This is a genomic window from Gordonia sp. B8661-1, from assembly GCF_059427765.1.
This window is the reverse complement of sequence record NZ_JCAHRL010000001.1, coordinates 189,036-202,337: the sequence shown is the minus strand read 5'-3', so window position 1 is coordinate 202,337 and position 13,302 is coordinate 189,036. Positions and strand designations below refer to the sequence as shown.

Annotated in this window: 13 protein-coding genes; 7 read left to right on the top strand and 6 right to left on the bottom strand. The window is 67.0% G+C overall.

The genetic code is table 11. From position 1 onward, the window contains the following. The first annotated feature begins 71 nt into the window (after positions 1-71). The gene (locus AC4JJG_RS00945; RefSeq protein ID WP_495399642.1) at positions 72-1,235 is read left to right on the top strand and encodes a GuaB3 family IMP dehydrogenase-related protein; all 1,164 of its coding nucleotides are present in this window, start codon (positions 72-74) and stop codon (positions 1,233-1,235) included. A gap of 71 nt (positions 1,236-1,306) precedes the next feature. After that, on the top strand, positions 1,307-3,037 hold the full coding sequence (locus tag AC4JJG_RS00940; RefSeq protein ID WP_495399385.1) for a GMC family oxidoreductase N-terminal domain-containing protein: 1,731 nt from the start codon (positions 1,307-1,309) through the stop codon (positions 3,035-3,037). A 79-nt stretch (positions 3,038-3,116) separates the two neighbouring features. Here AC4JJG_RS00940 and AC4JJG_RS00935 read toward each other — a convergent pair whose 3' ends face one another. Beyond that, positions 3,117-3,635, bottom strand: coding sequence for an HXXEE domain-containing protein (locus AC4JJG_RS00935; protein ID WP_495399386.1), 519 nt, complete (start codon positions 3,633-3,635; stop codon positions 3,117-3,119). Between the two features lie 134 nt (positions 3,636-3,769). Here AC4JJG_RS00935 and AC4JJG_RS00930 point away from each other — a divergent pair, with 134 nt between their 5' ends. After that, positions 3,770-4,333: a TetR/AcrR family transcriptional regulator gene (locus AC4JJG_RS00930; protein WP_495399387.1), complete on the top strand. Its 564-nt coding sequence runs from the start codon at positions 3,770-3,772 to the stop codon at positions 4,331-4,333. 261 nt (positions 4,334-4,594) lie between these two features. Further along, positions 4,595-5,863 carry an MFS transporter gene (locus AC4JJG_RS00925; RefSeq protein ID WP_495399388.1) on the top strand — a complete coding sequence of 423 codons (1,269 nt, stop codon included), beginning with the start codon at positions 4,595-4,597 and terminating at the stop codon, positions 5,861-5,863. 48 nt (positions 5,864-5,911) lie between these two features. Here AC4JJG_RS00925 and AC4JJG_RS00920 read toward each other — a convergent pair whose 3' ends face one another. From AC4JJG_RS00920 to AC4JJG_RS00910, 3 genes are read right to left on the bottom strand one after another with little or no spacing between them, the layout of a single operon-like run. Continuing rightward, positions 5,912-6,514: an energy-coupling factor transporter transmembrane component T family protein gene (locus AC4JJG_RS00920; RefSeq protein WP_495399389.1), complete on the bottom strand. Its 603-nt coding sequence runs from the start codon at positions 6,512-6,514 to the stop codon at positions 5,912-5,914. Further along, positions 6,511-7,185, bottom strand: a complete 675-nt coding sequence (locus AC4JJG_RS00915; protein WP_495399390.1) for an energy-coupling factor ABC transporter ATP-binding protein — start codon at positions 7,183-7,185, stop codon at positions 6,511-6,513. The genes AC4JJG_RS00920 and AC4JJG_RS00915 overlap by 4 nt, the downstream gene beginning before the upstream one ends. After that, a complete protein-coding gene (locus tag AC4JJG_RS00910) occupies positions 7,182-7,811 on the bottom strand; it encodes a biotin transporter BioY (RefSeq protein WP_495399391.1) in 630 nt (209 codons plus the stop codon). The genes AC4JJG_RS00915 and AC4JJG_RS00910 overlap by 4 nt, the downstream gene beginning before the upstream one ends. Before the next feature lie 65 nt (positions 7,812-7,876). Between AC4JJG_RS00910 and guaA the strand changes: the two genes are divergently transcribed. Beyond that, positions 7,877-9,466, top strand: a complete 1,590-nt coding sequence (gene guaA / locus AC4JJG_RS00905) for a glutamine-hydrolyzing GMP synthase (protein WP_495399392.1) — start codon at positions 7,877-7,879, stop codon at positions 9,464-9,466. 27 nt (positions 9,467-9,493) lie between these two features. On the opposite strand, the gene AC4JJG_RS00900 is transcribed toward guaA, so the two are convergent. Continuing rightward, positions 9,494-9,712, bottom strand: a complete 219-nt coding sequence (locus AC4JJG_RS00900) for a hypothetical protein (RefSeq protein WP_495399393.1) — start codon at positions 9,710-9,712, stop codon at positions 9,494-9,496. Beyond that, positions 9,709-11,163: a PspC domain-containing protein gene (locus AC4JJG_RS00895; RefSeq protein ID WP_495399394.1), complete on the bottom strand. Its 1,455-nt coding sequence runs from the start codon at positions 11,161-11,163 to the stop codon at positions 9,709-9,711. Before AC4JJG_RS00895 ends, AC4JJG_RS00900 begins: the two co-directional genes overlap by 4 nt. A gap of 96 nt (positions 11,164-11,259) precedes the next feature. Here AC4JJG_RS00895 and AC4JJG_RS00890 point away from each other — a divergent pair, with 96 nt between their 5' ends. Then, the gene (locus AC4JJG_RS00890) at positions 11,260-12,630 is read left to right on the top strand and encodes a PspC domain-containing protein (RefSeq protein ID WP_495399395.1); all 1,371 of its coding nucleotides are present in this window, start codon (positions 11,260-11,262) and stop codon (positions 12,628-12,630) included. Then, positions 12,627-13,295: a response regulator gene (locus tag AC4JJG_RS00885; protein WP_495399396.1), complete on the top strand. Its 669-nt coding sequence runs from the start codon at positions 12,627-12,629 to the stop codon at positions 13,293-13,295. Before AC4JJG_RS00890 ends, AC4JJG_RS00885 begins: the two co-directional genes overlap by 4 nt. Positions 13,296-13,302 lie beyond the last annotated feature (7 nt).

Below are 13,302 nucleotides of genomic sequence, written 5' to 3'. Positions count from 1 at the left end.
AGTGCCCGCCAGCCGACTCCTGAGTAACCGGCATGGGGACGTCATCGTCCCCGTGGCAGAAAGGCGCAATGGTGCGTGATCTCGTCGACATCGGTATGGGTCGCACGGCCCGTCGGACCTTCGAACTCGATGACATCAACATCGTGCCGTCCCGGCGGACGCGGTCGTCCAAGGATGTGTCCACCGACTGGCAGATCGACGCCTACCGGTTCACCTCGCCGATCCTGAGTCACCCCACCGACGCGCTCGCATCGCCCGAGATGGCCATCGAGCTGGGCCGGCTGGGTGCGCTCGGCGTCATCAACGGTGAGGGGCTGTGGGCACGGCATCGTGACGTCGAGGAGAAGATCGCCGAACTGATCTCCGTCGCCACCGACGACCCGGATCCGTCGGCAGCGATCCGCTTCCTGCAGCACCTGCACGCCGCACCGCTGGACACCGGCCTGCTGCGCGAGGCCGTCACCCGTGTCCGTGAGGCCGGCGTGACGACCGCCGTGCGCGTGAGCCCCCAGCACGCCCTGGAACTGACCCCGGCGCTCCTCGAAGCAGGTGTGGAGATCCTCGTCGTGCACGGCACCATCATCTCGGCCGAGCACGTCGCCGAGGACGACGAGGACGCGGGCATCCAGCATCGGGAACCGTTGAACCTCAAGACCTTCATCGCCGATCTCGACATTCCGGTGATCGCCGGTGGCGTCCACGATCACCGCACCGCCCTGCATCTGATGCGGACCGGTGCGGCCGGCGTGATCGTCGGCTACGGCGCCGCCCATGGCGCGACGTCGACCGACGAGGTGCTCGGCATCGGCGTGCCGATGGCCACCGCGATCGCCGACGCGGCCGCCGCGCGCCGCGAATACCTCGACGAGACCGGCGGACGGTACGTCCACGTCATCGCCGACGGCGACATTCACTCCTCCGGTGACCTGGTGAAGGCCATCGCCTGCGGTGCGGATGCCGCGGTGCTCGGCACACCGCTCGCCGCGAGCGCGCAGGCACCCGGCCGCGGCTGGTACTGGCCGTCGGCGGCGGCGCACCCGGACACCCCGCGCGGCGCTCTGCTGCAGGTCGCCATCGACGAGGAGCGTCCGAGCCTCGACACGGTCCTCACCGGCCCCTCCGACGATCCGTTCGGCTCGCTGAACCTGATCGGCGCACTCCGCCGGTCGATGGCGAAGGCCGGCTACTGCGATCTGAAGGAATTCCAGAAGGTCGGGCTCTCGGTTCACGAGTGAGGTTCCGCCCCGTTTCGTGAAGGCGAGGCTGCGTGTTCCCACCGTGACAACGTTCGTTAGTATGATCGACCATGGCAGCCCACCATGATTTCGACGTGCTCATCATCGGTTCCGGTTTCGGCGGCAGCGTCAGTGCGCTGCGACTTGTCGAGAAGGGATACCGGGTCGGGGTGATCGAGGCGGGTCGCCGCTTCACCGACGACCAGTTCGCGAAGACCAGCTGGCGACTCAATCGCTGGCTGTGGGCGCCGAAGCTCGGCCTGTACGGTATCCAGCGCATCCACGCCCTGAAGGACGTGATGATCCTCGCCGGTGCGGGTGTCGGCGGTGGCTCGCTCAACTACGCGAACACGCTGTACAAGCCATCGACGCCGTTCTTCACCGATCCGCAGTGGAATCACATCACCGACTGGGATGCCGAACTCAGTCCGTACTACGACCAGGCGCGCCGCATGCTGGGCGTCGTGTCCAATCCGACGACCACCGAATCGGACCTCGTGATGCGTCAGGTGGCCGACGAGATGGGCGTGGGCGACACCTTCGGTCCGACGCCCGTCGGCGTGTTCTTCGGTACGAAGACCGGTCTGTCCGGAGCGCCGGGCGAGACCGTCGCCGACCCGTATTTCGGTGGGGCGGGCCCGGATCGGACTGCGTGCACCGAATGTGGCGCGTGTATGACGGGCTGCCGGGTGGGTGCGAAGAACACCCTGATGAAGAATTACCTCGGACTCGCGGAACGCAACGGCGCCACCATCATCGACCGCACCACCGTCGACCGGCTGGCACAGCGCCCGGACGGTTCCTGGGAGGTCGGTGCTCATCATTCGTCGTCGTGGGGGCCCATCGGCCGGCGGCGCAGGACGTTCACGGCCGAGCAGGTGATCCTGGCGGCGGGCACCTTCAACACACAGCGACTCATGCATCATGCGAAATCGTCGACGCTGCCGAAGGTTTCGGACGCCATGGGTGTCCTGACCCGCACCAACTCGGAGTCGATTCTCGGCGCCGCCGCATCGAAATTCGATCCGGCACACGACTATTCGCAGGGCATCGCGATCACGTCCTCCTTCTATCCGGAACCCAACACGCACATCGAACCGGTGCGATACGGCAAGGGCTCCAACGCCATCGCCTATCTCCAGACCCTGCTCACCGACGGCGGCGTCAGCCGGATGAACCGATTCGGGCAGTTCCTGAAGCAGGTCGCGCGCAATCCGCTGCTGCTGGTGCGGTTGCTCTACGTCCGCCAGTGGAGCCAGCGGACGGTGATCGCGCTGGTCATGCAGAACAGCAACAACTCGCTCACCACCTTCGTGAAGCGTCGTGGACCGTTGAAGTACATCACCAGCAAGCAGGGACACGGTGAGCCGAATCCGACGTGGATTCCCAAGGGCAACGAGGCCACCCGACGCATCGCCGACAAACTGCCCGGAGGTATGGCCGGCGGCACCTGGGGCGACGTCATGAACATGCCGCTCACCGCGCACTACCTGGGTGGCTGCGTGATCTCCGACGATCCGGCCAACGGCGTCATCGACCCGTATCACCGTGTGTGGAACTACCCGTCGCTGCACGTCACCGACGGCGCCTCCATCTCGGCGAACCTCGGCGTCAACCCGTCGCTCACCATCTGCGCACAGGCGGAGCGGGCGATGTCGTTGTGGCCCAACAAGGATGAGGCCGACAGCCGTCCGGAACAGGGTGCGTCGTATGCGCGTCTGGCGCCGGTTGCGCCCCGGCATCCGGTCGTCCCCGCCGACGCGCCCGGAGCCCTTCGCCTGCCGATCGTGAAGGTGTCGTAGGCGCGTTCGTTGGCGTAACCGTCACCGATGCGGGGCGACACGCCGCAACTGCGGCCGATTCGCACCGCAGCGGTGACGGTTAGGACGACCGGCGGCCGATGAGGTGACCCATTCCGTGCGATAGTGCCACGGTGGCAGCAAATGTGGCGACCGCACCCGCTGCGAGGTCACGGTCCGCAATTGCGATTCCGCGATTCTGCAAGGCCCGGCGGGCGGCCACATAGAAGGGGATGACCACCGGAACCACGGTTGCCACGCCGGGCGAATAGCCGCGTGTGACGACACTGCCCGCCAGGTGAGTGACGCTGTGCCAGCCGAAGGCTGCCAACCCCGTCTGATAGAAGCGGCTCCGGCCTCCGCTGCGGCGACCGTCTTCCGCGGCGCCTGCGACCAGGAGGCCGGCGGTGCCGATCGCGACGCGAACGTGCAGTGGGGACAGTTCGGGGATCGGTAGCTCGCGGCCGCCGAACGTGGATGGCCGGCGACTTGTCCACGCCGGCATTGTCAGCAGCTCTTCGATGTCGTGGATGAGCCAGGCGGCGAAAAGCCCCCAGGTACTCCACAATGGGGCGGGAGCGGTCTGTGTCTCTGTGGTCATGATGCCTCCGTGAGCAGTCGATTCACCGATAATGCAACGCTCCGTTGCACTTATTTGCAACATGCGGGTTCTCACAAATAATGGACGCAACGTAGCGTTGCATATGGATGCTGGTGGTCGTAGGGTGGTGCGACATGGCCGACGTTCGGTTACCGCGAAAGGCGGAGGCGATCTTCGATGTGGCTCTGCGGCACCTTGCCGCCCATGGATACGACGCCGTGACGATCGAGGGAATCGCTGCCGAGTCCGGCGTGAACAAGACCACCCTTTACCGCTGGTGGGTCAGTAAAGACGAATTGCTGTCTGCTGCACTGCGGCACGGGGGGCTTCTCGAACTTCGGCCCGTCGACACGGGAAGTCTTCGCGGCGACGTGCTCGATATCCTGAGCCAGATTGCTTCACTGCTCGAATCGCCGTACACGCGTGCCATCGTCGCCGGTGCGGTCGACGGCAGTCGGCCTGATCTTGGCCACCTGGCCACCGAGTTCGTCGATGACCGGCTCAGTGGCTACCGCGAGATTGTCGAACGAGGGCAGGCCCGTGGCGAGATTCCTTCCGGCATTGAGGAATCCGAGGTCTTTCATCCTCTGATCGGCGCGTTGTGGATCAAGGTGTTGCTTCTCCGTCAGTCGGTCAGCACAACGTATCTCGGCGAGCTCGTGGACAACCTTCTGAAGGGAATCGCGCGACCCCGGTAGCGGCCTAGTCGGACGTGCGGGAGTTGTTGGCGTAACCGTCACCGATGCCGGGCGACACGCCGTGACTGAGGCCGATTCACACCGCAGCGGTGACGGTTATGCCGAGTAGCGGGTTGATAAGCGACATCGCGGCCACGTTCCAGTCGGAACCGCTGTCGTGATCGTCATGTGGAGCCTGGCCGTGTCAACAAAGGGTTTGATCCGGGGTGCGCAATATCTTACCGTTCCACGGTTCGAGTTTGGCTTTATCCGGGGGGAATCATGTCGGGACATTGGAGCGTTCTCAGGCTTTCTTATGTTTCGAATGCCACCGACGCTGCCGGCACCCAGCTGGCGTCTGTTGCGCTGGACCTTTTCGCTGTTGCGATACTCGGCTTCACGGCCACCCAATTAGGCTTGCTCAATGCTCTGTCGATGATTTCGTTCCTCGTGTTGACCATCCCGATCGGCGTCCTTGTCGACAGGGTCGGTCCCGTGGAAATCCTGATTGCAAGCCTCTTTGCCAAGGTAGCGATGGTCGCAACGATCGTCGTGTTGGTACTGAGCGACAGCATGTCCGTCGTGTTGGCGATGATCATCGGCTTGGCCATCGGCGCGTTCACGACGGCAACCGAGATGTCGCAGACAGCTGTCGTGCCGTCGTTGGTCGGCGACGGCGACAAGATCGCGAAGGTAGTCGCTCTGATGGCGTCGGCCGACCGCGTGGCTTCGATTGTCGCTCCCGCTTCGGCAGGGTTGCTGATCACGATGTCGGATGGTGTCCCGGCATTTGCCGGCGCGACGTTCCTCATTGGTTGCGCACTGGCGGCGGCATCAGGGTTGATTCGGATTCGACGAACAGGTGGTGAAACACCTCGTCGAAGTCATCAGCCGCGTTCCGAATCTGATTCGTTGCGCCTACGTGCTTCCCTGGCCACGGCCGCGCACGGATTCGCCGTCTTGTACCGAACGAAGGTGCTTCTCGGCGTGACGCTCCTGGTGGCCGTGACCAACATGGGACTTGCGATCGGCGACTCCGTAATGACCATCGCTATCCTCAGGGCGCTTGATCTCGGAACCGTCTACTTTGGACTTCTCGGGACAGTTGGGGCTGTTTCCGGACTTCTGGCGTCCCTTGCTGCTCCGAAACTGGTGCAAGTGGTGTCAGTTGGCCGGCTGTTCGCGATCGTCTCGGTTGTGCAGGCGATCATCACGTGGCTTCCGTTGGTGGCGCTTCACAATCCTGCCGGCGCAACAGTGATCTTTCTGATCTTCACCATTGTCTGGTCGATGGTGGTGACCATCTCGAATATCGCAGGGTTCTCGTATGTCGCAGCAGCCGTCCCGCAGGAATCGCTCGGCCGGACGAGTGCGGCTGAACGAATGATCACGATGGGATCGATCCCGCTGGCAGCACTCGGTGGGGGGATTCTGGCGGACAGCTTCGGATTGGACCTACCACTGATCCTGTGGCCCGCACTGACACTGGCGGCAGCCGTCACATTCGGTGGCCTGCAATTCCGCAGGAATCGCCGTCCACTGTCCGCGTGACGTGTGCTTCGGGCGATAAGGAATTGGATTCGGTGGATCACCGCGACATCAATCCAGTCCCCGAGCGGTGAGTGTGTCGGCGAAACCGTCGGCGGTGCGCAGGGCGGCGAGGACGATGGGGGCGACGAGGATGCGTGGTCCGGGGCGCAGGCCACGGGCTTTGCGGGCCTCGTCGACCTCGCGCACCACCTCGACCATCAGCGGGATGGACCGGATGGTGAGCGCCAGTGCCATCGCAAAGTGGTCGACGGGAAAGCCGAAGCGCCGCAACGGTTGCAGCCATCGGCCGACGGCATCGAGGATGTCGGTGGTGCGGGTCGTGAGGGTGACGACGGCGGCCAGGGCCATCGAGGTGAGCAGGATGCCGCAAACGATGAGTCCCTGCCGCCAATCACCGAAGATGGTCTGGAACACGAAGATCAGCACCATGACCCAGCGCATCGGCCACAACTGCCGCCACGCGGTGACCGGGCCGATCCCGCCGATCGCGAAGACCATCGCGACCGCGCCCACGGCGATGCCGAGGGCCGGGAGCGTGCGGACGGTCACCGAGATGACCAGGATGGCCGCGGCCAGTGCGAGAAGTTTCACCCCCGGTGGAAGCCGGTGCAGCAGTGAGTCTCCGGGGCGGTAGACGCCGAGCACGTTCACGACATCAGCTCCCGGTACGCGGCGAGAGCGGGTCCGGGCAGGTCGTCGGCGACGACCCGTCCGTCGTCGATCACCACGACCCGATCGAAATCCGACACCAGGTCCAGGTCGTGGGTGACGACGATCAGCTGCTCGTCGAGCGTCCGGAAGACCTCGCGAAGCATGCGGCTGTTGCGGAGGTCGAGGAGTGTGGTCGGCTCGTCGGCGACGATCACCGAGGGTTCGGTGACGAAGATCGATGCCAACGCCAGTAACTGTTTCTGCCCGCCCGAGAGTCGTTGGGCGGGATGGTCCGCGTGGTCGGCGAGCCCGAATCGGCCGAGCACCTCGCGGGCGCGTTCGGCACGGTCGCTCTTCGACAATCCGGTGCGGCGCAACGAGAGTTCGATGTCCTCGATGACGGTCGGCATGATGATCTGCCGGTCGGGGTCGGAGAAGATGAAGCCGACCTGCTTGCGCACCTGCCGCTTATGGCGAGCGGCGTCGATCCCGTCGACCACGACGCTGCCGGTGTCCGGCGTGACGAGTGCGTTGATCATCCGCGCCAGCGTCGACTTGCCGCTGCCGTTGGCACCGACGATCCCGACCCGTTTCTCCGGCAGCGACAACGACACATCGCGCAGCACGACGCGATCGCCGTAGGCGTGTCCGACGGAATCGAATTCGATCATGTGGTGCGCTGCGATGTCCCCGAGAACCGAAGTGGCGCGATGAGTCCCGGCCACCCTCGATGCACCTGTGCGGCGACGAGCGCGGTCACCACCGCCTTCGCGACATCGCCGAGGAGGAACGGGGTGTTCGCCGAGATCGCGGCACTCAGCGACATCCCGCGGATCAGCAGTCCGCCGATGCCGAACAGGTAGATGACCACAAGCCCGCCGACGAGGTTGATCACGATGCCCCACAGCACGCGATACCGCGGCATCATCATCGCGGTCAGGACCCCGATCACGATGACCGCGGGCAGGAACCCGACGAAGAAGCCGCCGGTCGGGGAGGACAGCGACGTCCAGCCGTTGCGGCCGCCGGCCAGGATCGGGAGTCCTGCGATCGCGAGCACCGCGAAGATCACCACCGCCAGCGTGCCCTTCTTGGGGCCGAGGATCGCTCCGGCGAGCATCACGCCCATCGTCTGCAGGGTGATCGGCACACCGCTCGCCAGGTTGATGGTCCCGGGCAGCCCGAGTGCGGCGATGAGTGCGGCGAAGACCGCCGCCTGCGTCACATCGGTGACCGAGAGGGCGTACCACCGGGTCGGATTCTCCCGCGCCGGGGAACTGCTGGTTGTCTCGGACATGCCAAGCATTATGGCCCGGTGGCGCGGCTGCACGCCCTCGCGGGTGCATCTCTAGAATTGTCGGCGTGACGGATTCTCCTGCCGACGTCTTCGACGCCCCGCGCCCGGTGCTGGTCATCGATTTCGGTGCCCAGTACGCGCAACTCATCGCCCGCCGGGTGCGTGAGGCACGCATCTACTCCGAGGTGATCGCACATGACGCGCCCATCGAGGAGTTCCGCGCCAAGAACCCGGTCGCCCTCATCCTGTCCGGCGGACCGGCGTCGGTATACGCCGACGATGCGCCGACCGTCGATCCCGAGGTCTTCGAGCTGGGCGTGCCGGTCTTCGGCATCTGCTACGGATTCCAGTCGATGGCCCGCGCGCTCGGCGGCGAGGTCGCCAACACCGGTGGTCGCGAGTTCGGGCGGACGACGCTGACGGTCGCCGGTGACGGCGTGCTGCATCAGGGGCTGTCGGACACCCAGCCGGTGTGGATGAGCCACAACGACGCGGTGCAGGTCGCACCGGAAGGCTTCACGGTCACCGGTTCCACGCCGGGTGCGCCGGTGGCGTCCTTCGAGAATGTCGAGAAGCGGATGGCCGGGGTGCAGTATCACCCCGAGGTGCTGCACACCCCGCACGGCCAGCAGATCCTGACGCGCTTCCTGTACGAGATCGCCGGGCTGGAGGCGACCTGGACCGCCGCCAATATCGCCGACTCCCTCATCGACGCGGTATCCGATCAGGTCGGCGACGGGCTGGCGATCTGCGGGCTGTCGGGCGGAGTGGATTCCGCCGTCGCGGCGGCTCTGGTGCAGCGGGCCATCGGCGACCGGTTGACCTGTGTCTTCGTGGACCACGGTCTGCTGCGGGCAGGCGAACGCGAGCAGGTGCAGCACGACTTCGTCGGCGCGACGGGTGCCCGCCTGGTGACGGTCGACGCCGCCGACGTCTTCCTGCGGGAATTGTCCGGCGTCTCTGATCCGGAGGAGAAGCGCAAGATCATCGGCCGCGAGTTCATCCGGTCCTTCGAGGGCGCGGTCTCCGAGGTGCTCGGCGACAAGGCCGACGCGGGCGAGCAGATCGACTTTCTGGTCCAGGGCACCCTGTACCCGGACGTCGTGGAGTCCGGCGGCGGCAGCGGCACCGCGAACATCAAGAGCCACCACAACGTCGGCGGTCTGCCCGAGGATCTCGAGTTCACACTCGTCGAGCCGCTGCGCCTGCTGTTCAAGGACGAGGTGCGCGCCGTCGGACGCGAGCTCGGCCTCCCCGAGGAGATCGTTGCGCGCCAACCCTTCCCGGGGCCGGGACTGGCGATCCGGATCGTCGGTGAGGTGACCGCCGACCGCCTCGAACTGCTGCGCCGTGCCGACCTGATCGCCCGCGAGGAGTTGACTGCCGCGGGCCTCGACAATCAGATCTGGCAGTGCCCGGTGGTGCTGCTCGCCGATGTGCGCAGCGTCGGTGTGCAGGGCGATGGCCGCACCTACGGTCATCCGATCGTCCTGCGTCCGGTGTCCAGCGAGGACGCCATGACCGCGGACTGGACCCGCGTGCCCTACGAGGTGCTGGAGACGATCTCCACCCGGATCACCAACGAGGTACCCGAGGTGAACCGGGTGGTGCTGGACGTGACCAGCAAGCCGCCGGGCACCATCGAGTGGGAGTGACGCGGACCCGGCGTCTCGACCAGCGGGTCAGGACCGGGACGATCGGGCGCCGGTGAGGATCAGGATCAGGCCGACGACCAGGCCGATCCCGATCGCGGCCCACCCGAAGTGCGCGGCCGCCGGCAGTTCCACGCCGCCGGAGAGCCCCCAGCCTGCGATCAACAGCCCGGCGACGCCCATCAGGACGAGTCCGGGGGAGCGGCGGCCTGCCGCCTGGTCGTCGGTGTTCTCCGGGATCGCGTTCATCGGACGACCTCCACATTTCCCATACGTGTGCTCGCATCAATGGTCAGGACGGGACCGCCGGTGCCGTCGACGCCTCCGTCGAGGCCGGTCGGGCACTTCGAATCACCCACGCGCACATCACATATGGCGCGGACATCCATCTTCGGTGGTACCCGTACGATGATCTCGCCGACCCCGGCCTGCAGGGACACGTGCCGGTCGGCCGTCAGCTCCACTCGCCGCAGATCGAGATTGAGGCTGCCCATCGCGATGCGGTAGGAGGGGCGGATCTCGTTCTCGCTGTGCGGATACCAGGTGCGCTCACCGACCTCGCCGCCGCGGAACCCGTCGAAGTGCCCGGCCGTGGTGACGACGATGGTCGCCACCGAGAGAGCCACCACGATCGGCACCAGGCCCGCACCACCCTTGCGCGGGGTACGGCGAATCCCGGCGACGATCAGGCCGACCGCGACGACCGCGAGTGCCATGGCAAGGACGCGACCGGGGGTGAACCAGTCGACCCCGGCCTGATTCAGACCCGCACCGACGGCGCCGGTGATCACGGCGAGGCCGATGACGATCAGCGTCAGGGGCGATCGCTTACGGGGCGGCTCCGGTGATGCGGCCGGCTCCGGAAGATCCCACGCGAACCGCGCCGTGCCCAGCGGATCCCATGCCGGCGGTACGGGAGGGTCGGTCGGCGCGAACGGATCGGTGCGGGTGCCGACGGTGGGGGCTTCGGCCGCCGTCGGTGCGGTGGTCGTCGGTGCGGTGCTCGACGTCGGCATCGTGGACGCGGTCATGGCGTCGGTCGTCGGGGCGGCCTCCGACGGGGAGACATCTGTCGGCACGGGCACCGTCGGGGTGATTCCCGTCGCGGTGGGGACGTGCGGAGTGCCGGTGGTCGCCGTCGGGAATCCGGGCGCGGGCATCGGTGCGGTCATCCCGCGCGGGGTCCATCTCTGGAACTGACCCGGACCGGGGACCGTGCCGGGAACGGGCGCGGCGGGGGCCGTGTCCACGCTGGTGCCCTCGGGCGGGGTCGGAGTGCGCTGGTAGAGCAGCCACCAGGCGAGCGCCATCAGGGCGACACCGAGCAGGCCACCGCCACCCCAGGTGCGGTTGGGACCGAAGGAGGTGACCACCACGATCGCCAACACCACCAGCAGGATGACCCGCCCGTTGCCCAGGCCGTGCAGGTGGCGACGCCCGTGCCGGAACGGGTGGCCGTGGGCGATCGATCCGAGCTGATCGCGGGCGCGGTCGGCGCTGGGCAGTGCCACCCAGGCGGCCAGGTAGAGGATCAGGCCGCTGCCGCCGAACAGCGCGGCGACGACGAACGCGACCTTCACCAGCGTCGGGTCCACCCGATACCGGGCGCCGATGCCGGCGCACACACCGGCGACGGTGCGGCCGGCCGTCGGCCGCACCGGGCGGGTGGCCCACATGCCTTCGAGCTGCTTCGTATCCATGGTTCCCATCGTGGGGCGTCGGCGGCCGGAAAACATCGGGGGAACACCCTGAGAACGTCCCTGATGTGCCGGGCACGATGATCGTGTCACTATCGAATGGTGAGTAGTGGTGTGCCCGTACCGGCTTCCCGTCTACCCGGGGCAGTCCCCCCGGGCCAGACGGCGCCGAAGCTTGTGCGGCGAGACCGCGGGCGGGTCATCGCCGGTGTCGCCGGAGGCGTGGCCGACCACCTGGGTGTCGACGTGTTCCGCGTCCGGGTGGTCTTCGTGGTGCTCGCCGCGCTGGCCGGTGCCGGTGTGCTCGCGTACGCGCTGATCTGGTTCTTCAGTCCGCCCGGTCATGACACCGCCGAACCCCGTCCGGGGGAGCGCCGTCAGGCGTACGGGCTGGCGCTGGTCGGGCTGGTGGCCATGGCCCTCGTCGGCTTCGGGGCGTCGGGAACGCCCGTCGCCTACCTGGTGCCGCTGGTCTTCGTCGTGGTGGGCGCGAGCCTGGTCTGGCGTGAGTTCGACACGCATTCGGCGCCGCGCACACCCGTGCTGACCTGGACGCGGCTCGGTGGTGGCGCGTTGCTGGTGATCGGTGGCCTGGTGGTGATCGTGCTGGCGGGCGATCAGAGTTTCGGCGGATTGTCGACGACTCTGCTCGCGGTGCTGGCGACCCTGATCGGTGTCATCCTGCTGACCGTGCCGCTGTGGATGCGGATGTGGCGTGCGCTCAACGAGGAACGGGCCGCGCGCATCCGGAATGCCGAGCGCGAGGAGATCGCCTCGCATCTGCACGATTCGGTGTTGCAGACCCTGGCGCTGATCCAGAAGCAGGCGGCGCGTCCCGAGGAGGTCGCGCGGCTCGCCCGCGGTCAGGAGCGGGAACTGCGGGCATGGCTGTTCGGCGATCCGCAGCTGCGCGGAAGCTCGCTGTCGGCCAGTCTGCAGGGCGTCGCCGGTGAGGTCGAGGACGCCTACGGCATCGAAGTCGGGGTGATCACCGTGGGTGATCTTCGGCCGGACGACGAACCGGCCGCCGACCGCAGGCGCTGGACCGCGCTGGTCGGCGCCACGCGCGAGGCACTCGTCAACGCGGCCAAGCATTCCGGCGAGCGCAAGGTCGACGTGTACGCCGAGATCACCGATGAGGAGGTGGAGGTGTTCGTGCGCGACCGCGGGGTGGGCTTCGATCCGGATGCCGTCGACGACGACCGGCAGGGGATCGCCCGCTCGATTCGTGCCCGCATGGAACGCGCCGGTGGGACCGTCGCCATCGACACCGCCGAAGGACGCGGCACCAATGTGCGCCTGACCCTGCCGCGTGCCGCCGACGGCGACCACGATTCCGCTGCGGACGACGCCGCAGCGAACGACACTGCTGTGAACGACACTGCTGTGAACGACACTGTTGTGAACGACACTGGGGCGGAAGATGATTCACCAGTGGAGACAGCACCAGGAGAGGCCGGCCGACGATGACCGATTCCGACACTTGCCGGATCTTCCTCGTCGACGACCACGCGGTGTTCCGGTCCGGCGTGCGCGCCGAACTCGGCGGCGAGGCCGGCCTCGAGGTCGTCGGTGAGGCGGGCGGTGTCGCGGAGGCCGTGGCGGGCATCGTCGCCCGTCGGCCGGACGTGGTGCTCCTCGACGTGCACATGCCCGCCGGTGGTGGCGTTGCGGTGCTCCGGGGCGTCAACGACGCCCTCGGGGAGGAGTCGCCGGTCTTCCTCGCCCTCTCGGTGTCCGATGCGGCCGAGGACGTGATCGCCACGATCCGCGCGGGGGCGCGCGGATACGTCACGAAGACCATCGACGGTGCGGCACTTGCCGATGCGGTACGCCGCGTCGCCGACGGTGACGCGGTCTTCAGTCCGCGGCTGGCCGGTTTCGTCCTCGACTCCTTCACCGGCAAGTCGGCCGCGCCCGAACCGCCCCTGGACCCGGAACTCGATTCGCTCACCAAACGGGAACTCGAGGTGCTGCGGTTGCTGGCCCGCGGGTACACCTACCGGGAGATCGCCGACGAACTGTTCATCTCGATCAAGACCGTGGAGACACACGCCTCCAATGTGTTGCGCAAAACCCAGCAGTCCAATCGCAATGCCCTGACCCGGTGGGCGGCCAACCGTCACATCGGTTGAGCCGCAA